The following is a 24,052-nucleotide window of genomic DNA, read 5'->3' on the forward strand; positions in this document are numbered from 1 at the left end:
CATTATCACTTTCGGGTAAAATCTCCAGCTTATGACAAATATGCAGGTAATACATGTACCCGGTTTGGGAAACTCGGGTCCGGAGCACTGGCAAAGCATCTGGCAAAGCAACGATCCTGCCAGCATACGGGTACAGCAAGCCGACTGGGACAATCCTGTTTGCAGGGATTGGGTAGAAGAATTGCAGCGCACAATCTCTGCTGTACAGGATAAAGACATCCTGTTAGTGGCACATAGTTTAGGCTGCCTTACCGTAGCACATTGGGCTCAGAAGTATACAGCACCCATAAAATCAGCATTTCTGGTAGCTCCACCTGAAGTCGAAATAAACGTTGAGTTAAAAGAGGTACTTGACTTCGCCCCGTTCCCAAAGTATAGGTTGCCATTTAAATCGATGTTGGTGGCCAGTGCTGATGATGACTACTTAACGATTGAAAGGGCAGCATATCTGGCAAACCTTTGGGGTAGTGAGTTTGTAAACGTGGGGGCAATAGGCCATATCAACACTTACTCAAATATAGGAGCCTGGGAGCAAGGCCAGAAACTTTTCGAAGGATTGAAGACATAAGTTATAAAGTATAGCAAAGTATAAATAAAGCAAAAAGGGCCGCAGAGAGATCTGCGGCCCTTTTTGCTTTATTACCAATTATCTAATCTAAGTTCAGTTGCATATCCGGGGTATTCATCTCGAATCCTACCCTACGGTTTCTGGCTCTTGCGCTTTCTGTTCTTGCTTTAGACAGTCTTGTGTTTACTTTTACAAGTGGCTGGCTCTCACCATAACCTCTTGTTACTAGTCTGTCTGGGTTCTGAACACCACGTTGTACTAAGTAATCCTTAACAGCCTGTGCTCTGCGCTCAGAAAGTGCCTGGTTGTACTCTTCAGAACCGATATGGTCAGCGTGGCCTTTGATCAGCAGCACGTGGTCAGGATATTTACTCAGTACCATCACTATGCTATCCAGCAGTTGCTTGTAGCCTTCCTGTACTCTGGCTCTGTCGAACTCGAAGCGAACTTTTTCTTCCAGGATTTTCTTAGTTGCTGCATCCAGTTCAGGGCAACCGTTGGCAGTACCCGGACCTGGTGTGTTAGGGCAGGCATCCTCGTTATCGGCAACACCGTCACCGTCAGAGTCTGTGGCACAACCATCGGCACCTACCTGTACACCAGCTGGTGTGTCTGGGCACTTGTCATCTTTATCAGCTACGCCGTCACCGTCAGAATCAGGGCAACCTCTTGTAGCAGCTGTACCAGCTTCATCAGGGCATTCATCGTTTCTATCAGCTACACCGTCGCCGTCTCTGTCAGGGCAACCGTTCAGGTTAGCAACACCAGCCTCTGTTGGGCACTCATCCTGGTAATCAGCTACACCGTCACCGTCTGTATCGATAGGGCAACCATCTTTATCTACCTGCACGCCGGTTGGCGTATCAGGGCATTTATCTCTTCTGTCTGGCACACCGTCCATGTCTGTATCTGGTGCCTTGCCCAGGTTAAAGCCTAAGCCAATGTTGTGCATCAGGAAACGGTCGTTTTTGCCTGTATCATATCCGTCAATTTTATCCTGACCAATGATCAGGTAGTTTGATTCTACGAAAGCACTAACGCCATCGGAGAAACGGAAACGAATACCGGCACCACCTCTGGCAGCAGCAGTAACGAATTTATCATCCATTTGCCTAGTACCGTCAGCTCTCACAGCATCTGTCTTAGCCCACGCACCACCACCAGCTACCGTAAGGTATGGCCCGATAAAGGCGTCTTCTTTCAGGATATTACCGTACATTTTCAGTCTCAGGCCTAACATGGCTGTACCCATTTGGGCATCAAAGCTACCCAAGGGCTGGTTTTTAGACTCTGTACTACCGTAGGTTAAGTGCAGACCAAGATCAAGGGCAGAGTTTAAGTAACGATTAAGTGAAAGACCACCGCCCCATTCAAGTCGGCTACTTTCCCATTTCTGGTTTTCCAGTTCTCCATCGTACTGTAAAGCACTTCCATATATTTGTATGTTGGTCCGTCGATCTGCGTTTTGTGCCAGCAGGTTTGAGCTTGCTGTTAGCATTAAAGTAAGCACAAACGCAATTGTACTCAGTTTTGTAATTCTAGTTCGCATGATTCTATATAGTATATTTTGATATGATAATACGCGCATGTTTTCATTCAAGTTTTCAGATGTTAAAAAAATAACTGAACGTGGAGTCTTGGAGGAGATTCTTGAGAAAGCATTAGGTGTGAAGTAAATATTCTATTCATAAGCAACAGATTTAAAGTTTGTAAAAGGAAAGCTCTGAAAGCCAACACTTTTATAAATTAAAATTGTACAGCTAAAGCAGCTATACCACTCTCTATGGCTAGAAGTAATTACTCAATAATTTAAACTGAATTAGGTTTACAAGGTTTTAGGTTAGCGAAAAAATTAATGCAAAGGCCGCTATTTTAGTGTAAGGACAATAAAAAAGGTTGCCGGCATTGTAACCGGCAACCTAACAAATGCACTATGTTGGCACAAATTTTCAACCTATTTGCATAAGATGCTGTATCTCTTCGGCCTCCAGCGGTATATCTGCCATCAAGTCTTCGGGGCCACCAGCTGTTACAAGAATATCGTTTTCAAGCCTGATGCCTATCCCCTCTTCTCTTATATAAATACCCGGCTCGCAGGTAAAAACCATGCCTTCTTCAAAAGCCCGGTGCTTATCGCCAACATCGTGTACATCTAAGCCAAGGTGATGCGAAGTGCCATGCATAAAGTACTTTTTGTAAAGTGGATTATGAGAATCCTGGTTACGAACATCTCCTTCATCCAGCAAGCCCAGCCGTATTAGTTCGTTTTCCATTACAGTACCTACAAACTGGTGATACTGCCCCAGCGTATTGCCTGGTACCAACATTTGCGTAGCGGCCTTCATTACACGTAGCACTGCATCGTACACCTCGCGCTGGCGCTTCGTAAATTTACCGTTTACGGGTACCGTGCGTGTTAAATCCGAGGCATAGTTGGCATACTCTGCACCAAAGTCCATCAGCACCAGGTCGCCGTCTTTGCACTCACGGTTATTGTCTACATAATGCAGGATGCAGGCATTTGCTCCGGATGCTATAATTGGTTGGTATGCCGGCCCCCGGGATCTATTCCGGATAAACTCATGATATAGTTCTGCCTCTATCTCATACTCCATTATGCCTGGCTTGATAAACTTGAGCAATCGCCTGAATCCTTTCTCTGTTATCTGGCAGGCCTGGCGGATTAGTGCAATCTCTTCCTCAGACTTAACCGCACGAAGCAGGTGCATGATCGGTGCCACACGCTCATATTTATGAAGCGGATAATGCTCCTTTATCCATTTTATAAAACGGGCATCGCGTGTTTCAACTTCTACTACTGCTCTTGGGTGCTCGTTAGAGTTAAGGTAAACCTGCTCTGCCTCACCCAGAAGTGTATTCAGCACACTGTTAAATTCGTGGGTCCAGAGTATGGTTTTGATTCCTGAAACCTCGGCAGCCTGCTTTTTAGTAAGCTTGTAGCCTTCCCAGGTAAGAATGTGGTCGTTGGTTTCGCGCACAAAAAGTATCTCTTGCATGCGTGGGTCGCGTGCATCCGGAAATAGCAACAGTATACTTTCTTCCTGATCTATGCCAGATAAGTAAAACAGGTCGTTGTTCTGCCGGAAAGGCATAGTGCCATCGGCATTGGTGGGCATTACATCGTTAGAGTGGAAGATAACAACAGACGACTGCTTGAGGTGTTTAACAAGGCGGCGGCGGTTGCGCACAAAAAGTTCTTGTGCAATTGGTGCGTATCTCATAGGTAGCTGATTGGAAACGTGTGATTATCAGCCTAAGATAAGAAATATTTTACGCAAAAAGCCCTTACTGCATAGCAAGCTATACTTTACGTTTCGCATTTTAGGTGTTTTACACGATCTCGGCCAATTGCAACACCTCCAGCAACTGCTCGTTCCGGATATCTTTGGCACATTTAAAATGGCCCTCAGGGCAGGCTTTATACCCATGCAAACCACAAGGCCGGCAGTATAATGGCTCGTCGCGCTGCGCAATGTTGGCGAAGTCGGTAAGTGGGCCAAACCCGAATGATGGTACAGTAGAGCAGTAAATGGCACAGGTAGGTGCATTAAGCGCAGAAGCCAGGTGCATCGGTCCGGAGTCGTTCACATAATTAAGTGTGGCGTCGCGCATCAGGGCAGCAGACTGTAGCAGGCTCAGTTGCCCGCACAAATTCTCTACTTTCTGGTTACTGCTTTGCCTGATTATCTCGTCGCAATGTGCTTTGTCTGCAGGCGAGCCCAGCAGGTATACTTTATACTTAGGATCTATACTATTAATAAGTGTTACCCACTGCTCGAGGGGGTACTGCTTGGTAAACCACACCGAGGTAGGCGCCATGCAGATATACTTTTCTTGCTTTAACTCCTCAACTTTTGCAAAATCAACCTGGCTGGGGTATAGCTTCGGCTTTGCTGGTTTGTTATCGGTTATACTTTGTATGAGCAGGTGGTTGCGCTCTATCTCGTGGGTGCCGGAAGTTACGTCGTGCCTGTGTTTGCGGGTGAAAAACCTGGAGAACGGATTTTTGTCAAACCCAACTGTTTCGCGGGCTCCGGACAAGGCAGTAAGTATACCTGTAGCTCCAAATCGCTGCACGTTGACAACCAGATCATACTTTTCGGCGCGAATCTTAGAGAGCAGTTTCATCAGACTTTTATACTTGCCTTCCTTTTTGTTCCAGATAAGTACCTGTTGCAGCAGCGGGTGATCTTTTAAAAGGCTTTCGTTGCCTTTGCGCAATAAGAAATGAAGTTGTGCCTCCGGGTAAAACGCATGTAGCTTTTCAATTAATGCTGTTGCCAGCACAACATCTCCCAGAAAAGCCGTTTGTATGATCAGTATTTTATTCATGGTGGACACTCAACGTACAGGGCAAAGCTACAGCAAACTCACTTCAGTTAAAAATTTAAGACCGATCAGCAACAATGAAATCAGTATAAATATAGTATTTTATATATACTTAAGCGCTAAAATATTTTCTCTAAGTTCTTCTTAAAAGTTTAGGTTTTATTTCGTTTTCTGCCTTGCTTTATATTCCGAGTATAAAAACTCTAAAGCTTATCCAGATTTTCACGCACAACGTCAAAGTATAGCACCCAAGTTAAGTATGAAAAAAACAAGTACCCGCTCTTTAGACAAGCCTACCAGCAATACCTTTATACTTTACAGTGCCATAGCCGCCCTGCTACTGCTTATGCCGGGCTGTGTATCTACGTATATGCCCAATGTGCCAAACGTGCCTATGTTTACTCAGAAAGGAGAACTAAGTGCAGGAGGACATGTTACTCCAAAAGGCAATATCACGTTTAATACGGCCTATGCGGTTACCGACCATTTCGCAGTGGTGCTGAATGGCTCTATGCTAAACAGCGAGCGCAAAAAAATGGACTTCAGGCATAACCTATTGGAGGCTGGAGGCGGCTACTTTACCACTTTTGGCCCTAACCAGGAACGTATTCTGGAGTTTTATGCAGGCTATGGCGGTGGCAGCAGCGATCGGGTTGAAAAAGACAAGCATCAGGATGGCACGCTGCATCTTAAGCGCATGGAGGCTGACTTCAGCAAGTACTTTGTGCAGGCAAATTTTACATCCAAAAGAAAGAAGTCGCTGAAGCTGCTTAAAAGAGAGTTTCCGTTAAACTATGGCACCACGCTGCGCGCCAGTTATGTAAACATGCACGATTACAAAATTAACGGTGAGCCTGCCAAAGAAGAAGACAATATTTTCCTGGAGCCTATTTTTTACACACGTCTTACCTTAAATCCGTCGGTGCAGCTGCAGTATACCTCCGGCACCACCTTTGGCCTTAAAAATCGTGATGCGTTAACAGCAGCCTACTCTGTGTTTTCGCTTGGGTTTGTGATTAATGTCGGGGGCCGGAATCTGGGCCGGTAGATTTGAGTTTATACATCTGAAATCCGCGTTTTAACACACCCTACCCCTCCTTAACCAAGGAGGAGAGCTCTGTCTTTGCCATAACATAAGTATTAGTTTCGTAGCACTAGCCATTCCTCGGACAGGTCACGACCTGTCCCTACAAAGTCTTTCCAGTTGCTAAAGCCCCAAGCTAAGAAGTGTCCATCCCAGGCTTTGTGTTGAGCGCCTTCTATTGTTGCGGTGCCCGCGAGGGCAGCCGTTAGGCAACTTCAATAGACAGCGCGATGCGCAAAGGCGAGGCCTCCCGGCCTTGAGGGTACCAAAGCCTGAGGTGAAAGGATGGGCAATTAAGAATGAGGGACAGCAGTAGCTAAAAAGTATAAGGAAATTCAATAAGACTGAAAAAGAACAACAGCTAGAAAGTACAGAAAATCACACTAACTCAAACAAAGAACCTTTACCCCTTCCTCAAGAATCTGCCACATTTTCCGTACCTTTGCAGGCTAATTTCAGATTGAATGCTTGAATATCAAATCCATACATTACCAAACGGAATCCGAATAGTACACAAGCAGGTGTCTCACACCAAGATAGCCCACAGCGGGTTTATTATGGATATTGGCAGCCGCGACGAATGCCCGAATCAACTGGGCCTGGCGCACTTCTGGGAGCACATGGCTTTTAAAGGCACACAAAAGCGCAAGTCGTTCCATATACTTAACCGCCTAGAGTCTGTTGGTGGAGAGCTGAATGCCTATACTACAAAGGAGAAGATCTGCTTTTACAGCTCAGTGCTGGATAAGCATTTCGAGAAATCGTTTGAGTTGCTGACAGATATTACCTTCCACTCGATTTTCCCGGAAAAGGAAATTGAGAAAGAGCGTGGCGTTATACTCGAGGAAATGGCCATGTACCTCGATACACCGGAAGAAGCCATTGTAGATGAGTTTGATTCGGTAGTATTCGACGGTCACCCGCTGGGGAATAATATACTGGGTACTACAGAAAGTGTATCCAGCCTTACTAAACAGGATTTCCTGGACTTTATCAACCGCAACCTAAGCAATAACTCATTGCTATTCTGCTCTGTTAGCAACCTCCCTTTTGAAAAGGTGGTAAAGCTGGCTGAAAAGTATTTGAGTGATATACCTGTAGTTCATCAACAGCGGGAACGAGTACCGTTTACCAACTACGTACCTAAAACGGTAACCATAGAAAAACCGATCTCGCAGGCGCATTGTGTACTGGGGTCTCCTGCCTATGCTCTGTCTGATGATCGTCGGATACCATACTTTATGCTGGTAAACCTGTTGGGTGGCCCAGGTATGAATTCCCGCCTGAATCTGGCCGTGCGCGAAAAACATGGTTTGGTGTATACCATTGATGCCAATTATGCGACTTATGTTGACACAGGTTTGCTTACCATATACTTTGGCACGGAGAAGAAGCAACTAAAACGTACTACTTCGCTCGTACTTAAGGAGCTAAAAAAGCTGCGCGAAAAGCCACTTGGCTCACTGCAACTGCACACAGCCAAAGAGCAGCTGATGGGGCAGTTAGCCATGGCCGAGGAAAGCAACATGGGCCTGATGATGATGATCGGCAAAAGTATACTTGACCTGGACAGGGTAGAATCTTTGAACGAGATATTTGATAAGATTAAAAGTATAAAGGCCGGTGACCTGCTGGATATCGCCAATGACGTGCTGCGCGAAGAACAGCTGAGTTTCCTGAATTATGTGCCCGTTAAAGTTTAAATTGTTAAATGGCTTAATTGCTAAGCACTTTCCCAAAACAACTATTCAACAATCAGCAATTTAACAATTTAATCAGATGGAATTTATCGACGAGGACCTGCAACTATACGCTGAGGAGCATACCTCTCTAGAGAGTGAGTTGCTGCACAAAGTAAACCGCCAGACGCACCTGAGCGTGATGAAACCGCGCATGCTGTCGGGCCACATGCAGGGCAGGTTGCTGGCAATGTTTTCGCACATGATAAAGCCAAAGCAGATACTGGAAGTTGGTACTTATACCGGCTACTCGGCGCTTTGCCTGGCCGAAGGTTTGCAACAAGGCGGCACGCTTCACACCATTGATATAAATGAAGAGCTGGAGGAGCGGGTGCGTAGCTATTTTGAAGAAGCAGGTTTATCGCAAAGTATAAAGTACTACATCGGCAATGCCCTTGATATTATTCCGACTATAGATGCAGCTTTTGATTTGGTATTTATAGATGCTGATAAAATAAACAATGCCGCTTACTACGACATGGTAATTGACCGAATGGCACAGGGTGGGTATATTATTGCTGACAATGTGCTCTGGAGCGGTAAAGTGCTCGAAAAGTATAGAAAAAAACTCGACGAAGACACAGCAGCTCTGCTTGCCTTTAATAAAAAGGTGCACGACGACCCGCGCGTAGAGAACATCCTACTGCCTATCCGCGACGGTTTGATGATTGCACGAAAATTATAACCAACTTATACTTAGCAGTAAATGGAATGAGTATACAACGCTCATTCCATTTTACATTTACAGCCATTTCTGCAAAGTATAAGGCTGTGCAAACCATAAAAGAATAAATCCTACTCGCTCTAAAAAATTTTACTAAAAATACTTCGTTGTTAAGTATAAAGAGCGGTAAAATCCTTTATTTTTGCAAACACTATATTATTTCTCGAATATATTAATTCAGAGATGATTAGCTCTCTGCTATTCAACCGGTAGTAGAGCCCAAAAGCAATTTATTTAGCCAAAGTATAATTACCATTTCCTTTTATGAGAAAACAACTACCACTTCTCGTTTTGTTGCTTTTGCCTTTTCTGGCATGGGCGCAAACTGTTACTGTTCCCAAAAACGTTTACTTCGCAGATGTCCAGCTTAGAATCTCGGACGGAGCGCAGCAGGAAATTCAGAAAAAAGTAGATGCCCTGCACCGTAACCAGACATACTTTAAAATAAAAGTAGACCTGGCCAATGCTTACTTCCCGATAATTGAGCGTGTTTTTAAAGAAGAGGGCGTTCCGGATGATTTTAAGTACCTGGCGCTGCAGGAAAGTGGTTTGATAGGCGATGCTGTGTCTACTTCCAACGCGGTGGGGTATTGGCAGTTTAAAAAAGAGGCCGCCTCTGATTTCAATCTGCGCATGGATAACGTAGTGGATGAGCGCCGTCATATTATTGAGGCCAGCCGTGGCGCTGCTTTATACTTTAAACGCAGCAACAAGAACTACGACAACTGGTTTACCTCGCTCTTGTCGTACTACCTTGGCTACACAGGTGTGCAGACCTACTCAAAGCCAGCCGACAAAGGTTCTAAAAAGCTTGATGTTACTGAAAAGTCGCACCCTTACGTTATTACCTTTCTGGCACACAAAATTGCCTACGACAACTTTGTCGGCAGAGAAAAGCCAGTTGTATCGCTGCGCGAACTGCGTGCCACTCCAGGCCAGAGCCTGACCGATATAGCCTTGTCTACCAAAACGGATTATGCTGAGCTTGAAAAGTATAACAAGTGGCTTTTAGGTAACAAGATACCATCTGATAAGGATTACTATGTAATTGTACCGGTACGCAACAACGAAACCGGACTGGTGGCATCTGCAAACGTTCCAGCAGCTAAAGAAGAAAAACCAGTGGCTAAGTCCACTCCCAGTGCAGCGCCGCAGCAAACAGCGGCAGCCGCAACGGTAGTAAAACGCAATGGATTAAATGCCCTGATTGCCCGGCCAAACGACACAAAAGACAAGCTGGCGCTACAGGCAGGCATATCAACCCGCAAATTCTTGAAGTATAACGACCTGCACAACTTCGATGAGATTGTGGCCGGATCTGCTTACTACATCGAGCAAAAGAAAACTATTGCTGATGCAGAGTACCACGTGGTACAGCCAGGCGAAAACATGCAGCTGATCTCACAGCACTATGGTATCAGGCTTAATTACCTGCGTTATAAAAATCGCATGGCTAAAAACGAAGTACCAGTACCTGGCCGCGTGTTGTGGTTACAAAAACGTCGTCCGTCAACTACACCGGTAGAGGTAAAAGAAGCCAATGCAAAGCAAAATGTAGCGTCCTCAACAGTCCCAAGCTATAACCGCCCGGAAGGCACAACGATTAAGGAAACTCCTGTAGCAAAAGCTAAAGACGAGACTCCGAAAGAAAATGTATTCAAGCGTTTTATTAATAGCTTTAAGAAAGATAAAAAAGAAACGGTACCTGTAGAAGAGAAAGCTACCGTAGCTCAAAGCACTCCTGCTACAACTCCTGCACCTGCCAAAGAGGCTGAACCTGTAGTAGCAGAGCAAGCTCCGGAGACTACTGTAACTGAGAAAACAGAGGTTGTTGAGGCTACGCCGCAGCCGAAAGGTGCTTTGTACCCATCCAGTAAAGATAAACTGGTTATAAAGCCAAAAACAGAGAACCCGGCAGCAACTAAAACAGAGGCAAAGGCAGAAATGAAGCCAGAGCCGAAACAAGAAACAAAAGCACCGGTAAAATCAGAGCCAAAGCAGGAAACGAAAGCAGATGTTAAGCCTGCTGAAAAACCTGTTATTGCCCAAAAAGAAGAAACTGAAAAAATAGAGGCCGAAGAAGTTGAATCTGTGCTTTACCAAGCGCCTGAGAAAGAAGAAGCTACTACAACTCAGGAGGAAATCATAACTGCTAAACCTGCTTCTACCAAAGTATCAACTCCAGTACAGGAGCCAACTAAAACTGCTCCTGCTACTACGCCGGTTAAAGCGGAGCCGGCCAAAGAAAAAACCGGAGAAGATTACAAAAAGGCGCGTGAAGAAGATGGTTGGCCATCTGGCGGCACTAATAGCAATGAAACAGCTACACCGGCAGCCAAATCTGCTAAACACGTGGTAGCCAAAGGTGAATCACTTTATGCTATATCAAAGCAGTATAATGTTACAGTAGCCGAGCTTACAGCCTGGAACAAGTTAAGTACTACGGCACTTCAGCTTGGCCAGGAGCTAATTGTTGCGGAGCCGTTGGGCAGCACAACAGAAGTAGTTACAGAAGAGCAGGAAGTTCAGGAAACTGCCGCGACTGTAGTAGATCTGCATACAGTAATGGCAGGCGAAACGCTTTACCAGATCTCAAAACGCTACAATGTAACGGTAGACCAACTGCGCACGTGGAACAACCTGGCAGATAATAACCTGAAGTTAGGCCAGGAACTGCGTGTTGCTGCACCTGAAGAAGAGGGAAAAGAAGCTGCGCCTACAGCCAAACCAGCAACACAGGAGAAAGCATCTGCTACAGCCACTGGCGAAAGCATTTACCACACCGCAGTAACCGGCGAAAGCATGTACCAGATATCACGCAAGTATGGCGTTACCATTAAGGATGTAATGGAGTGGAACAAGAAATCAGACTTTAATGTGAAGCCAGGCGAACAACTGCTGATTAAGAAGAAGTAGTTATTAGTTGCTGGTTATTAGCATCGATAATCAAATAGCATAAAGTATAAAAGCCGGCCCTATAGCCGGCTTTTATACTTTATGCTAAAAACCAATAACACCTTCCGGCCTGTAGCGAATAAGACGCATGATTAAATCAGTCGAGGGCCCTCGCTCGCCTCTGGCGAGTGTGAGCTATCCCACGGCCTCTGGCCGCTGAAATTATATTTTTTCTGGCGCAAGTCTTAAGCGATAGCGTGACTTTACATGATGGGAAGTCTTCAGACTTCCGTAAGCCATAGGTTATACTTTGGGATGTCTGCTATTGCGAACTTTAAAAGACACTGCCTTGTAACAAGCAAGACGCAAAGTATTGCGTCTCTACGTTCCCGAACAACAATCAACCAATAACCATTAACGAATAACCAATAACCAATCTTACCTATCCTCTGGCGGTGCGGTCAGGTTAGAAGCTGTTTGCAAACCAGAAGCTATCTCGGGTACAATGCCAAGGCGCTCGTATATGGGCTGCACCATTTGTCGCAAACGCGGACGGTGTATGGCAAATGGTATCACACTGATGGTACACAGGAAGCCGCAGCCCAGCAACGTATAAGCTACCCCGATATGCTCGGCAACCGAACCAGCCAGCATACTCCCGATGGGGGCCATCCCCATAAAAGCGGTAGCATACAGGCTCATTACGCGGCCGCGCTTGTCATCATCCACTAAGGTTTGCAGCAGTGTGTTGCAGGAAGCCATGGTTACGATCATGCCAAAACCGCTGAACAGCATTAACAGAAACGAAAGCAGAAATATTTCCGAGAACGAAAAAGCCATCAGCGCCAACCCGAAAAGCGACATGGTAAAGATGATTACCTTACCCAGGCCTATAACGGATTTACGCTGCGCCAGGAACATCGCCCCGGCCAATGCACCAAACCCGGAAGCACCCATCAGGTAACCCAGCGTATTAGCACCTCCATGCAATATATCACGTGCAAAAACAGGGAGCAGTACTGTAAAAGGCATGCCAAACAAACTTATAAGGCCTACTATAATTATAAGGGCGCGTATCGGGGGAAATCCAAAAGTATAACTAAACCCCTCCTGCAGCGATTTCCATACTTTGCGGTCCTGCTTTACACGCTCAAAAGGTTTAAGCCGCATCAGCAGCAACGACCCCAGCACGGCAATATAACTCACCGCATTGATCAGAATGCAGATGCCCTCTCCTACTGCCGCAATCAGTAAGCCGGCAACGGTAGGGCCTACCAACCTAGCCATGTTAAATAAAGATGAATTCAGGGCGATGGCGTTGCTCATGTCTTCGCGCCGCTCTACCAGTTCCACTACAAAAGCCTGCCGGGTGGCAATATCAAACCCGTTGATAGTACCCAGCATAGCACTTAGTGCCAGCACATGCCATATCTGGATGGTATCGGTTAAAACAAGCACAGCCAGCGTGGAAGCCTGCACCATAGACAGCGCCTGCGTTACTAGTAATACTTTGTGCCTGTTAAATTTATCGGCAAGCACACCTGCAAACGGGCCAAGTAAAAAAGAAGGTATCTGGCTTGAAAAGGTAACTGCTCCTAAAAGAAATACAGAATCGGTAAGGCGGTACACCAGCCAACTTAAAGCAATCTGCTGCATCCAGGTACCAATAAGCGAGATGCCCTGCCCTACAAAGAACAACCTGTAGTTACGCGATTGCAAAGCCCTGAACATTCCGCTAAGTTTATTTTCTGCTGCCATACTTTATATCTGGTGTGCCCGCTATGGCACAGGCTTATACTTACGTGTAGCCTGAGTTTACAAGTTATACTCTAACAGCATACAAATAAAAGTATAAAATCGCCCGCCCGATAAGGCATTATTCTGTTTTAAATTTTGTTCTGCCAAGGGTTGATTTCTGTTTGGGCAGCCGGCCTATTTTCCGTAATTTTAACATCCCGAAAATGACTCACGAAACAGTTTATACTTTATCCGGAAGTCATTCATAATTCATCATTCGTAATTACTAATTCCCTCAAATGCCTGTTTTTTCGCATTTACATACGCATACACAGTACTCGCTGCTCGACGGCCAGGCTAGCATCAGCGCGCTCATGAAAAAGGCGCAGGCCGATGGCATGCCCGCCGTTGCCATGACTGACCACGGCAATATGTTCGCCGCCTTCAACTTTGTGAACGAGGCTAACAAGTATAACGTGAAGCCGATCGTGGGCTGCGAGTTTTACCTTGTTACGGACCGCCATCAGAAAACTTTTAGTAAAGAAGTAAAGGATGTGCGCCACCACCAGCTGCTTTTAGCCAAAGATCAGGAAGGTTACCAGAACCTGGCTAAGCTGTGCTCTTTATCCTATATTGAGGGTATTTACAGCAAGTGGCCGCGTATTGATAAGGAGTTGCTTTTAAAATACAGCAAAGGCCTTATTGCCACCAGCTGTTGTATTGGCGCTGAGGTGCCGCAAGCCATACTTTGGAAGAGTGAAGAGGAAGCCGAGGAAATATTTAAGTGGTGGCTGGATGTATTTGGCGAGGATTACTACATCGAAATTCAGCGCCACGGCCTGATGAACATTGATGGCACCGGCAAAAGCCAGGAAGACATAAACCAGGTGCTGCTAAAGTGGGCCAAAAAGTATAATGTAAAAGTTATCTGTACCAACGACTCGCATTATGTAGATCAGGAAGACTGGAACGCACACGATATTCTGCTTTGCGTAAATACAGGCGAAGATCAGAGCACTCCGGTTGGTGACTTTACCACAAAATACTACCGTTTTCTGAGTGATGATCAAAAGGTGATCTATGATACGATAGAAAATGTGCGCAACAAATATGGCCACCAATCCAGCGTGCGCCAGATGCTGAACCGCATTGACGAGGCCGGCCAGAAAACGCGTTTTGGTTTCCCTAACGACCAGTTCTATTTCAAGACGCAGGCCGAGATGAACGAGCTGTTTAAGGATGTGCCGGAGGCTGTTGATAATACAAATGATATCGTTGACAAGATTACGCCGCCTGTACTGAAGCGCGATATCCTGCTGCCTAACTTCCCGATTCCGCCAGAGCATGCCGGCCCCGATGCTTACCTACGCCACCTTACTTATGAAGGTGCAAAAAAGCGTTATACCGACATCACCCCTGAAGTAGAGGAACGCCTGGACTATGAGCTTCGCATTGTGGAGACCATGGGTTTTGCCGGTTACTTCCTCATTGTGCAAGACTTTATTAACCGAGGTCGTGACATGGGCGTGTTCGTGGGACCTGGTCGTGGATCTGCGGCTGGGTCGGCAGTAGCCTATTGCATCGGTATTACCAACATCGACCCGATCAAGTATAACCTGCTGTTCGAGCGATTCCTGAATCCGGAGCGTGTATCCATGCCCGATATTGATATTGACTTCGACGACGTGAACCGCCAGCGTGTGATCGACTACGTGGTGGATAAGTATGGCAAAACGCAGGTAGCACAGATCATCACCTTCGGTACGATGGCTGCTAAATCGTCGATTAAAGACGTAGCCCGCTCCACTTCGCTTCCGCTTGCAGAGGCCAATGAGCTGGCCAAAATGGTTCCAGATACCCCGGGCACGACACTGGCGAAGGCCTTTATGGAGAACCTGGACCTGGCCGCTATTCGCGAAGGCACCGACCACCGCGCTGCCGTACTGAAACTGGCTGAAAAGCTGGAAGGTTCGGTGCGTAACACAGGTATTCACGCGGCAGGTGTGATCATCGCCCCGGATGATATCACGAATTATATCCCGGTATCTACCTCCAAAGACTCCGACCTGCTGGTAACGCAGTTTGACGGCAAGGTGATCGAGAGTGCGGGCATGCTGAAGATGGACTTTTTGGGTCTTAAAACCCTGACCATCATCAAAGATGCGATGGAGTTGATCAAAAAGAACCACGGCGTTGAGATTGACATAGATAACATTCCGATAGACGACGAGAAAACGTACCAGCTTTACCAGCGCGGTGATACCATTGGTACGTTCCAGTTCGAGTCGGAGGGTATGCGCATGTACCTTAAAGACCTGCAGCCGACCAACATTGAAGACCTGATTGCCATGAACGCCCTTTACCGTCCGGGCCCGATGCAGTTCATCCCGAACTTTATTAACCGCAAGCATGGTAAAGAGGAAGTAGAATACCCGCACGAGCTGCTGGAGCCTATCCTGAACTATTCCTATGGTATCATGGTGTACCAGGAGCAGATCATGCAGACGGCCCAGATCCTGGCCGGTTACTCACTGGGTGGTGCCGACTTACTGCGCCGCGCCATGGGTAAAAAGGACATGAAAAAGATGGCCGAGGAGCGTGAAAAATTTATCGCCGGAGCCGCCGAGATTCATAAAATTCCTGCCAAGAAAGCCTCTGAGGTATTCGACGTGATGGAGAAGTTCGCCCAGTATGGCTTTAACCGCTCCCACTCTGCCGCTTACTCGGTGGTTGCTTACCAGACTGGTTACCTGAAGGCCCACTACCCTGCTGAATACATGGCAGCGGTGCTGACCAACAACATGAACGACATCAAAAAGGTGACTTTCTTTATAGAGGAAGCACGCAAGCAAGGTGTGGCTGTATTGGGTCCGGATGTAAACGAATCTTTACTCAAGTTTAACGTGAACGAGCAGGGACAGATCCGTTTTGGTTTAGGTGCAATAAAAGGTACCGGCGAAGCTGCTGTAGATGCTATTATTGCAGAACGCGAGAATGGTTTGTACCAGGATATCTTCGACTTCGCCAAGCGCATTAACCTGCGTGCAGTAAACAAAAAGACCTTCGAAAGTATGGCTCTGGCCGGTTGTTTCGACTCGTGGGAGCTGTACCACCGGGCCCAACTGATAGAGATACCGGAAGGAGAAAGCATGAGCATACTGGAGAAGGCTATACGCTACGGCAACAGTTACCAGGCAGAGCAGCAGGCCGCGCAGCAGTCATTGTTCGGTGGAGGCGCCGCAGTAGCCGCTCCATTGCCAAAAATACCGGAAGTGCCCGTTTGGACGCAGGCAGAAATGCTTCGCCGCGAGAAAGAAGTGGTAGGATTCTACATGTCGGGCCACCCACTGGATCAGTTTAAGCTGGAGATAGATTCGTACTGTACTTGCTCGCTAGATAGAATCGAAGAATATAAAACCCGTGATGTGAACGTGGCTGGTATGGTAACCGATGTGGTGATCCGAACAGCCAAAAACGGTAACCCATTTGCCCTATTCACAATCGAGGATTACGACACATCTATGCAGATGGCGTTGTTTGGGGAAGATTACGTAAAGTTCTCGCCTTACCTGAAGATGGGTTTATACTTGTTTATCCGGGGCAAAGTACAGCTGCGTTATAAAACCGAAGACCAATGGGAGCTAAAGCCGCAGAACATTCAGCTGCTAGGTGATGTACTGGATAAAATGGCACAAGGTGTTCAGGTTAATGTTAACCTGCAGCTTTTCACGCCAAACCTGGCCGAAGCCTTAGAAAATGCCATCGTTACAAGCCCCGGCCAGAAACGCCTGGAAATTATGCTGCACGTGCCGGAGGAAAAACTTGCACTGCCAACCTACTCCAGAAAGTATAGAATTGACCCGAAACTGTTTTTGAGCTCGATAAAAGACCTGGGACTGGGTGAGTGTAAGCTGCTCTAGGACTGGGATTGATAGGATTAAAGGATTCACAGGATTAACTTCTTGTGTAATTGATAAAGTATAAAATAGGTGTGCTGCTGTCGTGGCATACCTTTTTTGTTCTTGCTCTTTCGGACTTCCTAGTCCGGAAGCCATCTGACGGGGATTTCCTAATCCCCGTGTCACGGTTAACGCGGATTAGGAAATCCGCTTCAGGTTTAGTTTCGGATTAGGAAATCCGAAACAGCATAGAGTTATTCAAAGTATAAAACTCCCATGGGAATCAAAAACAGAATTGTACCCGGAGGTTTATACTTTCTGACGATGACGGTAGTCGATTGGGTAAATATCTTCACACGTCCTGTTTACAAGCATATTATAGTTGATGCTCTCAGATTTTGTCAGGAAAACAAAGGTCTGCGGCTCCACGCCTGGGTATTGATGAGCAACCACCTGCACCTGATCGCCTCAACGGCAGAAGACAAAAATCTATCAGACATCCTCCGCGATTTTTAGCAGTTTACCAGCCGCAAAATTATAACAACCATCTAGGAAGAACCTGAAAGCCGCAGGCAATGGTTACTGCATCGCTTTGAGTTCAATGCCAGACAAAATCCCAAAGTACGATATTACAAAGTATGGCAAGATGGAAACGAGGCAAAGGAGCTTCTATCCAATGCTTTCATTGACCAAAAGCTTAACTATATCCACCAGAACCCGGTGCGGGCAGAGTGGGTAAACGAGCCGGAGCATTACCGATATAGCTCTGCCACCAATTATGCCGATCTATACAGTTTGCTGCACATGGAGATGCTGGATTAAGCTTTTTATACTTTTCTTAATTGCCACCCTTACTTATACTTTTAACACCTTACTCTACAAACTTTTATGCTTGATACTTGCTTCTTAAACTTTTACCACCAAAATTTGTTTATACAAACATTTTATACTTCTACCTGTTATTCGCCGTAAGTATACAGATATGCCCTGCATATATAAAGTATAGGCAATAAGACAGCTTGTCAGGTAAACAGAGTTTGGGCAGATATTTGCCAAACTTATAATTGTTACTATATTTAAGAACAGAATTTAACACAACAAACCGTTAAAGTTATGGCTAACAAAGCATTAGAAATTACAGATGCAAATTTTGATGAGATCATCAATTCAGATAAACCAGTATTGGTAGACTTTTGGGCAGAATGGTGCGGACCGTGCCGCATGGTAGGCCCGATTGTAGAAGAGTTGGCTGGCGAGTACGAAGGCAAAGCCGTTATCGGTAAAGTAGACGTAGACGCTAACCCACAGACATCTGCCAAATTCAGTATCCGTAGCATCCCTACCCTTCTTGTTTTCAAGAATGGCGAAGTGGTGGACAAGCAGGTAGGCGCTGTGCCTAAAAATGTGCTGTCGCAGAAGCTGGATGCCCAGATGGCTTAATCAAAGTATAAAGCATAAACAGCGAAGCCTCTCTTGTTACTCAGGAGAGGCTTCGCTGTTTATATAGCCTACCAATATTAATCCTTAATCTTTACATATAATACTGATATCGCCGCTACGCTCCAGATAGGCCCTGTGAATACTACTGATGTCTGGTTTGTGCCCTGAGCTGCGTAAGGCCTCTTTTATATCATTTTCGGTTACACTGCTGCTACGCATAACATTTTTTTGCATTTCTCCGTCTTTAACCAGCGCTTTGGGCTTGCCTTTGATCATGTTGCCAAAACCAAATGAAGAATGATAGGCTACTATAGCTAATAGCTTATGTAATATAACCAGAGTAAAAGCTGCAAAAATAGTGGCCCAGAAAGGTGAGTTACCTGTTATAGCGCGGCTTAAGATAGAGCCATAGATTATACCCAGTACTATATCAAAGGCAGTATTCTTACCAAAGATGCGGTGATTGCCCACCCTGATAATGGCAAGTGCTACAAAAAACACCACGATGGCTCTTAAAGACATTTGCCACCAGTTCAGCGACTCAGCACCAATCCCCAATAAGTGATCAATCGTTTCTAAAGTTTCCTGCATACTTCAGAAAACGAAGCACCCTCAGAAGGGTTTCTTCTTATCCCTGACCTACCTCGCTGCAGTTGCACAAGGTCTTATCCAGGCTATACAGGATCTCAAAGTTCTGCTCAACCTCTTTCATAAGCTGCTGTAGCCTGGTATTGTACTCCTGCACTTTAGAGAGCCTTGTAGCTTCCGGTTCCTGCTTGTTAAACTCGTCGAGTTGCTTTATACTTTTGCCGAACTCGTTGTTCTTTTCGTGCATGCGGCTAACATATAGCTCCAGCGTGGGGTTAGCGGCAGCTGTTGCAGTTTGCAGATTGCTTTCGATGCACAGCTGCTTCTTTAGGTTTTTGAACACAGTTTGCTCAGCCAACTGGTTAAGCTCATTTTTCTTATTAAGTGCTTGCCTTAACTTAAAGCTATCGTATCGTTTGTTATACTCTGTAACAGCATCGCGTACTTTATCGCGGCAGCTTTGGCACTTGCTTGATGTAGCCTTGTCGAGCAGGGCGTTGCGCTGGGCCAAGGTTTCGTCGCTTGCCTCTGCAGCACTTAGTTTCTGTAGGTCCTGGGCAAAAACCTCGTTATACTGCAGGTCTTCCAGCTTTTTTATTAGCCTGATAATAGCCTCACCTTCAACCGACGCCGACAAAAACTCCTGCTTTGGAAGCTCTACGGCATGCAGTTTTGCAAGGGCTGCTTCACGCTTCTCGGGGGTATTCCAGCTTTTTGGCTCATTTTCCAGTTCGCGCAATGTGTTTACCAGTATCTTACCGTTTTTCAGGTTATGGTCGGCCTCTAAGTATAGATCTGCGTTGCCAAGTATGGCCTCATACTCCTGCTTAAAGATGTTGATATACGTGCTGTTCTTTGCAAATTCTTTTTCGCGGGCATCGTATGTGCTTTTTAAACGCTTGTACTCCTGCACTATCCCGAACAGGTTTTTGGCATTTACCTCAGGGCTATTGTTGCGATAGTTCAGGCGGTACGTGTTCAGGTTCTGCTTCATCTCGGCAAACACACGCAGAAACTCCACATATAGCTTCTCCTGACGGAAGGTCTCATCGTTTACCAGCTTTTGCTCATAAGCGCTTAGTATCTTTTGCTTGCGCTTTTCAATCAGGTCCAGAGTTACTTCATCGCCTGTAAGTACATCCATTTTGTAGAGCGACTTATAGTTAGCCACCACCATAAACGGATAGTCTTTATAGGCGGTAAGCTCTTCCAGGCTCTTACGGTCCAGTTTATTAGAGCTTTTAGAAAGGTAATCAGTAAGCTTAACAGATTTTATAGTTACTGTTTTCACGTCTCCTGGCACAAACACATATATGCGTACTGAATGCAGGCGCGTGTCAAAATCCTGGCCTTCGTAAAGACGGATGGTAGAACTGAATTTATACTCTTTTTTTCCGGTGCGGGCATTAAGCAGGTTACCAAATTCACCAACCAGCGATAGCACTGCACTTGATGGGTTTGTAAGCTTGGAGAGGTTTACCAGTTGGTTAGCCACCAGGCTAAATACCTGGTCGCCGTCGTTGTTTGTAACAGCTTTGGCATTGATAACGGCATCAATACTACTTTGCGCAGAGGTTAAGGGCATTTTATCGATAATACGCACTACCTCCAGGTGGTCGCTTACATGTGTTTTATACTCTCTCTTATCCTCGTTAATGTGAAAGTTGTAAAGCGGATACACAATGGCGTCGTTGCCGAACAGCTTCATATTCTTTAGCTGCGCTGTTATAAAGAGGTACTCCAGCGAGTTGCCATACTTTTTCTTTGGCTTCCTTACTCCTTTCTCCAGTTCGTTGAGTACCCGGGTAAATTTATTTCCGTTAAACAGATAAATATCCGTGGACAAGTACTGCCATTCATCCGTAAAGGCAAAGTCGTCGTTATAACTATAGCCCAGGCGCGTTTCGATATTGCGTTGGGCAAAGGCCTGCTGGCAAAGCAGCAGCAGAAAAAAAGCGAAAACTATTTTCTTCATAAACTACGTTAATTGTCTTGTAGCGGCGCAGGTGAACGCACCGAGACAGCGAAACGTTATTGATTGAACATAAGTGCATTAAAATTGCTAATAATAACGCTATAATCATAAAATAATTATTTAAAGAAAGGGAAGACATGTTGAAATATGTGATGTGCGGTTTGGTAGTATTAATATGTTCTGGAAGCTTGCAGGCCAATATGCCATCTGCAACTGCAGGTAGTGTTATAAACCGAACCGAAGCAGGTTTAACAGAAGTTGAAAAAGTAGACAGGCTGATACAGTTTGTAAGAGGCTTGGAGGGTGCAACGTTCATCCGAAACGGCAGCGAGCACACCTGCAAACAGGCCGCCGATCATTTGCAGGCCAAATGGCTAAAGCACAAAGATAAGATCAGTTCAGCAAGGGAGTTTATAGAGCTCCTCGCATCTAAATCCGGATTTTCAGGCGAGCCTTATAAAATAAGATTTAAAGATGGCACTGTACAAACCACTGGCTTTGTGTTAAGCCAGGAGCTAAAGAGATTGGAAAACCTGTAGTTATACTTTTATCCGTTGACCGGCGTTTTATACTTCGAAGGCCAACGTATAAAAGTATGAATCACACGATAAAAGAAATGTCTATGATACAACTGTTAGAAGAGTCTAAAGATGATTTAGTAGCCTTCAGGATATCCGGGCATATCGACATAAACGACTACAACGTGATGTTACCTATTCTGGAAGAAAAGATAAAGCAACATGGCAAGATAAAGGTGTATGCCGAAGTACAGGATATTGAAGATTTTTCTATCAGGGCACTTTGGGAGGAAATAAGATTTGACTTTACACATGCCGCAGACTTTAGCCGCGCAGCTATTGTAGGCGACCAAAAATGGATAGACTGGATTACCCTTGCTGCAAAGCCTTTTACAACCGCCGAGGTTAAGTACTTTGACTTTAAACAGCGTGACCAGGCGTGGGCCTGGATACATGCCTGACCGATATAGCGTTTATAAAGCAGAAGGGCTGGGATTTCGAAATTCCAGCCCTTCTGCTTTATAATGTATTCATGCTGTTAAACTAGTCTTTGTAGATAGACACTTCCTCCTTTCCGATTTTTATAACACCGTGGTACATTCCCGCCGAGTTGAAAGGCATATGTTCTTTTTACCGGTGCGTGTGGGGTTAACTGTAAATTAGTGCTATATTAAAGATAGTCTGTTTAGCGTATTATCTACAATTTTGCAAAATGGCGGCCTAGGTGCAGTCTATACTTTAATAACACCAAATGCTTTTACTCCGGCTCAAACACTGGCAGGCTTTCCTGCTTCTTTTTATACTTCCGTTTATACTTCGGTATGCGCTAACACAGCTTTTACCCGTTGCCGTCCTTGCCTCTTCGTCTGTGCTTTATACTTTAGTTGATGCGCTTCCAAGTATTGTTCCGGTGCTCTGGCTTTGGTGGCTGGGTTTATACTTTTACAGGCGCTTGCCGGGCAGCATTAACATAACTGCCGTATTCTTTAACCTGGGTGCCTTATACTTTGCCCTGTATATTCTTTTGCTGATCTATACACTGGGTATTGTGCACGAAAGTATAATTGATGGAACACTTCCCTTGGGCATGCTGGCTTTACTAATCCCTATGCATTTGTTTGCCACCTTCTGTTACCTGTACGTGGTATACTTTGTGGCAAGAAGTATTGTGAGCGCAGCGCAGCAGCGGGTGGTGGCATTTCATGAATTTGTTCTGGTATTAGTGCAGGTATTGTTTCTGCCGATTGGCATTTGGTTCCTACAACCGCGCTTAAACAAATTTAACTCTGAAGGCCCTATAAACTAGGTATTTACTTTATACCTGATTGGTATTTAAACTCCTTAAATCCAATTTTTAAAATTATTTTGAATTTATATAGATAGAATACAATATATCAGTGAAATAAGCGTTTAGCAACAAAAATCTTATAGGTAAGACACTGATTTTATACTTTTTTATAGTTTACCGACCAATCTTTTACCATATTTGCAATCAAGTTTTATAAGCAATTAAATAAACCTTAAACTACAAATTCACAAACGCACATGAAATTCAACTTCTTCAAAGCGGCATTTACAATGTTGCTGTGCTCTTCCCTAATGGTATCTTGTGTTTCTTCTAAGAAGTACGAAGATCTGAAAGCTAGCAAAGAGGCTCAGGAGCGTGAGCTTGCTGACTCTAAAGCAAAAGCTGACCAATTAGCTGCATCTCTAAAAGAACGCGAGCAGAAGCTTGCTGAAATGGAGCGTGCCATGAACGAGCAGCAAAAAGTATTGGATAACCTTAAAAATGAGGTTAACTCTGCTTTACAAGGCTTTAACCAAGGCGACCTTAGCGTTAGCGTAAGAGACGGCAAAGTATACGTTTCTATGTCTGACAAGCTTCTTTTTGCTACTGGTAGCACTAAAGTAAACACTGGTGGCCAAAAAGCGATCAACCAACTGGTAGACGTGCTTAAGAAAAACCAGCAGGTTGGTGTTATGGTAGAAGGCCACACAGACGACGTAACAGTTGCCAACGGCATGAAATACCTGACTGACAACTGGGACCTGAGCGTACTTCGCGCTACAGAGATCACGCGTATGATGACTGAGAAAGGTCTTTCTCCAGACAGAATCACGCCAGCTGGCCGTTCTTACTACATGCCAGTTGACACAGGACGTTCTGCTGAGGCGAAAGCTAAAAACCGTCGTACTGAGATCATCTTAACTCCAGACTTCACTGAGATCTACAAGATCCTGGGTATCCAGGCGTAGTTCTTTAACTGATTAAAGTAAAAAAAGCCGATGCTTCGTAAGAGGCATCGGCTTTTTTGTTTGTAGCTGAATCAGGGTTGTTGACCGGTGATTAAGGGGATTATATTGATTTATATGATTATCTGCAGTACCGGGTCCAACCACCCCTGGCCCCTCCTTATCCAAGGCGGGGAATTCTGACCTTACTTTAACAGAAGCCTAAGATCTGTAGCTTCCGCTTAACCTCCCTTCTACCAGGATCTTTCCAAGATGACAAAAGAGAGGGCAGGGAATTGCGCT

18 protein-coding genes are annotated in these 24,052 nt (G+C 45.4%); 12 read left to right on the forward strand and 6 right to left on the reverse strand.

The genetic code is table 11. The features are described 5' to 3' along the window. Positions 1 to 31: 31 nt before the first annotated feature. Complete coding sequence (locus tag K0O23_RS00660) at positions 32 to 568, forward strand: RBBP9/YdeN family alpha/beta hydrolase (protein WP_219875455.1); 537 nt, start codon at positions 32 to 34, stop codon at positions 566 to 568. Between the two features lie 82 nt (positions 569 to 650). On the opposite strand, the gene K0O23_RS00665 is transcribed toward K0O23_RS00660, so the two are convergent. The 3 genes from K0O23_RS00665 to K0O23_RS00675 all read right to left on the reverse strand — a co-directional run bounded on the left by K0O23_RS00665 (position 651) and on the right by K0O23_RS00675 (position 4,921). Then, positions 651 to 2,117, reverse strand: coding sequence for an OmpA family protein (locus K0O23_RS00665; RefSeq protein WP_219875456.1), 1,467 nt, complete (start codon positions 2,115 to 2,117; stop codon positions 651 to 653). Positions 2,118 to 2,517: 400 nt separating this feature from the next. Beyond that, entirely contained in the window at positions 2,518 to 3,810 is a 1,293-nt protein-coding gene (locus K0O23_RS00670; RefSeq protein ID WP_219875457.1) for an aminopeptidase P N-terminal domain-containing protein, read from the reverse strand. A gap of 109 nt (positions 3,811 to 3,919) precedes the next feature. Beyond that, on the reverse strand, positions 3,920 to 4,921 hold the full coding sequence (locus K0O23_RS00675) for a glycosyltransferase family 9 protein (protein WP_219875458.1): 1,002 nt from the start codon (positions 4,919 to 4,921) through the stop codon (positions 3,920 to 3,922). Positions 4,922 to 5,177: 256 nt separating this feature from the next. Here K0O23_RS00675 and K0O23_RS00680 point away from each other — a divergent pair, with 256 nt between their 5' ends. The 4 genes from K0O23_RS00680 (at position 5,178) to K0O23_RS00695 (ending at position 11,381) form a co-directional block, all read left to right on the forward strand. Beyond that, positions 5,178 to 5,966 carry a hypothetical protein gene (locus K0O23_RS00680; protein WP_246596851.1) on the forward strand — a complete coding sequence of 263 codons (789 nt, stop codon included), beginning with the start codon at positions 5,178 to 5,180 and terminating at the stop codon, positions 5,964 to 5,966. 500 nt (positions 5,967 to 6,466) lie between these two features. Then, a complete protein-coding gene (locus K0O23_RS00685) occupies positions 6,467 to 7,705 on the forward strand; it encodes a M16 family metallopeptidase (protein WP_219875459.1) in 1,239 nt (412 codons plus the stop codon). 76 nt (positions 7,706 to 7,781) lie between these two features. Beyond that, complete coding sequence (locus K0O23_RS00690; RefSeq protein WP_219875460.1) at positions 7,782 to 8,426, forward strand: O-methyltransferase; 645 nt, start codon at positions 7,782 to 7,784, stop codon at positions 8,424 to 8,426. Positions 8,427 to 8,729: 303 nt separating this feature from the next. Then, positions 8,730 to 11,381, forward strand: coding sequence for a LysM peptidoglycan-binding domain-containing protein (locus K0O23_RS00695; RefSeq protein ID WP_219875461.1), 2,652 nt, complete (start codon positions 8,730 to 8,732; stop codon positions 11,379 to 11,381). A gap of 417 nt (positions 11,382 to 11,798) precedes the next feature. Here K0O23_RS00695 and K0O23_RS00700 read toward each other — a convergent pair whose 3' ends face one another. Continuing rightward, positions 11,799 to 13,118, reverse strand: coding sequence for an MFS transporter (locus K0O23_RS00700; protein ID WP_219875462.1), 1,320 nt, complete (start codon positions 13,116 to 13,118; stop codon positions 11,799 to 11,801). Positions 13,119 to 13,396: 278 nt separating this feature from the next. Between K0O23_RS00700 and dnaE the strand changes: the two genes are divergently transcribed. The 3 genes from dnaE to trxA all read left to right on the forward strand — a co-directional run bounded on the left by dnaE (position 13,397) and on the right by trxA (position 18,436). Continuing rightward, positions 13,397 to 17,017 (forward strand): DNA polymerase III subunit alpha, encoded by a 3,621-nt coding sequence (gene dnaE / locus K0O23_RS00705; RefSeq protein WP_219875463.1) that lies wholly within the window; start codon positions 13,397 to 13,399, stop codon positions 17,015 to 17,017. A 255-nt stretch (positions 17,018 to 17,272) separates the two neighbouring features. Next, positions 17,273 to 17,512, forward strand: a complete 240-nt coding sequence (locus tag K0O23_RS20065; protein ID WP_246596852.1) for a transposase — start codon at positions 17,273 to 17,275, stop codon at positions 17,510 to 17,512. A 597-nt stretch (positions 17,513 to 18,109) separates the two neighbouring features. After that, entirely contained in the window at positions 18,110 to 18,436 is a 327-nt protein-coding gene (trxA, locus tag K0O23_RS00715) for a thioredoxin (RefSeq protein WP_219875464.1), read from the forward strand. Between the two features lie 84 nt (positions 18,437 to 18,520). Here trxA and K0O23_RS00720 read toward each other — a convergent pair whose 3' ends face one another. Together K0O23_RS00720 and K0O23_RS00725 are read right to left on the reverse strand one after the other, a co-directional pair. Continuing rightward, the gene (locus K0O23_RS00720; RefSeq protein WP_246596853.1) at positions 18,521 to 19,027 is read right to left on the reverse strand and encodes a DUF421 domain-containing protein; all 507 of its coding nucleotides are present in this window, start codon (positions 19,025 to 19,027) and stop codon (positions 18,521 to 18,523) included. 37 nt (positions 19,028 to 19,064) lie between these two features. Beyond that, complete coding sequence (locus tag K0O23_RS00725; protein WP_219875465.1) at positions 19,065 to 20,999, reverse strand: hypothetical protein; 1,935 nt, start codon at positions 20,997 to 20,999, stop codon at positions 19,065 to 19,067. Positions 21,000 to 21,199: 200 nt separating this feature from the next. On the opposite strand from K0O23_RS00725, the gene K0O23_RS00730 reads away from it, so the two are divergent. From K0O23_RS00730 to K0O23_RS00745, 4 genes are all read left to right on the forward strand, one after another. Then, complete coding sequence (locus K0O23_RS00730) at positions 21,200 to 21,538, forward strand: DUF5329 family protein (protein WP_219875466.1); 339 nt, start codon at positions 21,200 to 21,202, stop codon at positions 21,536 to 21,538. A gap of 56 nt (positions 21,539 to 21,594) precedes the next feature. Then, entirely contained in the window at positions 21,595 to 21,978 is a 384-nt protein-coding gene (locus tag K0O23_RS00735) for a SpoIIAA family protein (protein WP_246596854.1), read from the forward strand. 290 nt (positions 21,979 to 22,268) lie between these two features. After that, positions 22,269 to 22,823, forward strand: a complete 555-nt coding sequence (locus tag K0O23_RS00740; RefSeq protein ID WP_219875467.1) for a hypothetical protein — start codon at positions 22,269 to 22,271, stop codon at positions 22,821 to 22,823. A 239-nt stretch (positions 22,824 to 23,062) separates the two neighbouring features. After that, a complete protein-coding gene (locus K0O23_RS00745; RefSeq protein WP_219875468.1) occupies positions 23,063 to 23,773 on the forward strand; it encodes an OmpA/MotB family protein in 711 nt (236 codons plus the stop codon). The last annotated feature ends 279 nt before the right edge of the window (positions 23,774 to 24,052 follow it).

It is taken from the genome of Pontibacter aydingkolensis (assembly GCF_019443125.1).
Lineage (GTDB): Bacteria > Bacteroidota > Bacteroidia > Cytophagales > Hymenobacteraceae > Pontibacter > Pontibacter aydingkolensis.

What these genes read in the sequence shown, in the direction of transcription:
- K0O23_RS00720 (WP_246596853.1), bottom strand. Translation starts at nt 19,027, where the DNA reads ATGCAGGAAACTTTAGAAACGATTGATCACTTATTGGGGATTGGTGCT.
- K0O23_RS00675 (WP_219875458.1), bottom strand. Translation starts at nt 4,921, where the DNA reads ATGAATAAAATACTGATCATACAAACGGCTTTTCTGGGAGATGTTGTG.
- K0O23_RS00685 (WP_219875459.1), top strand. Translation starts at nt 6,467, where the DNA reads ATGCTTGAATATCAAATCCATACATTACCAAACGGAATCCGAATAGTA.
- K0O23_RS20065 (WP_246596852.1), top strand. Translation starts at nt 17,273, where the DNA reads ATGGGAATCAAAAACAGAATTGTACCCGGAGGTTTATACTTTCTGACG.
- K0O23_RS00680 (WP_246596851.1), top strand. Translation starts at nt 5,178, where the DNA reads ATGAAAAAAACAAGTACCCGCTCTTTAGACAAGCCTACCAGCAATACC.
- K0O23_RS00730 (WP_219875466.1), top strand. Translation starts at nt 21,200, where the DNA reads ATGCCATCTGCAACTGCAGGTAGTGTTATAAACCGAACCGAAGCAGGT.
- trxA (WP_219875464.1), top strand. Translation starts at nt 18,110, where the DNA reads ATGGCTAACAAAGCATTAGAAATTACAGATGCAAATTTTGATGAGATC.
- K0O23_RS00695 (WP_219875461.1), top strand. Translation starts at nt 8,730, where the DNA reads ATGAGAAAACAACTACCACTTCTCGTTTTGTTGCTTTTGCCTTTTCTG.
- K0O23_RS00665 (WP_219875456.1), bottom strand. Translation starts at nt 2,117, where the DNA reads ATGCGAACTAGAATTACAAAACTGAGTACAATTGCGTTTGTGCTTACT.
- K0O23_RS00670 (WP_219875457.1), bottom strand. Translation starts at nt 3,810, where the DNA reads ATGAGATACGCACCAATTGCACAAGAACTTTTTGTGCGCAACCGCCGC.
- K0O23_RS00700 (WP_219875462.1), bottom strand. Translation starts at nt 13,118, where the DNA reads ATGGCAGCAGAAAATAAACTTAGCGGAATGTTCAGGGCTTTGCAATCG.
- K0O23_RS00690 (WP_219875460.1), top strand. Translation starts at nt 7,782, where the DNA reads ATGGAATTTATCGACGAGGACCTGCAACTATACGCTGAGGAGCATACC.
- K0O23_RS00745 (WP_219875468.1), top strand. Translation starts at nt 23,063, where the DNA reads ATGAAATTCAACTTCTTCAAAGCGGCATTTACAATGTTGCTGTGCTCT.
- dnaE (WP_219875463.1), top strand. Translation starts at nt 13,397, where the DNA reads ATGCCTGTTTTTTCGCATTTACATACGCATACACAGTACTCGCTGCTC.
- K0O23_RS00660 (WP_219875455.1), top strand. Translation starts at nt 32, where the DNA reads ATGACAAATATGCAGGTAATACATGTACCCGGTTTGGGAAACTCGGGT.
- K0O23_RS00725 (WP_219875465.1), bottom strand. Translation starts at nt 20,999, where the DNA reads ATGAAGAAAATAGTTTTCGCTTTTTTTCTGCTGCTGCTTTGCCAGCAG.
- K0O23_RS00740 (WP_219875467.1), top strand. Translation starts at nt 22,269, where the DNA reads ATGCTTTTACTCCGGCTCAAACACTGGCAGGCTTTCCTGCTTCTTTTT.
- K0O23_RS00735 (WP_246596854.1), top strand. Translation starts at nt 21,595, where the DNA reads ATGAATCACACGATAAAAGAAATGTCTATGATACAACTGTTAGAAGAG.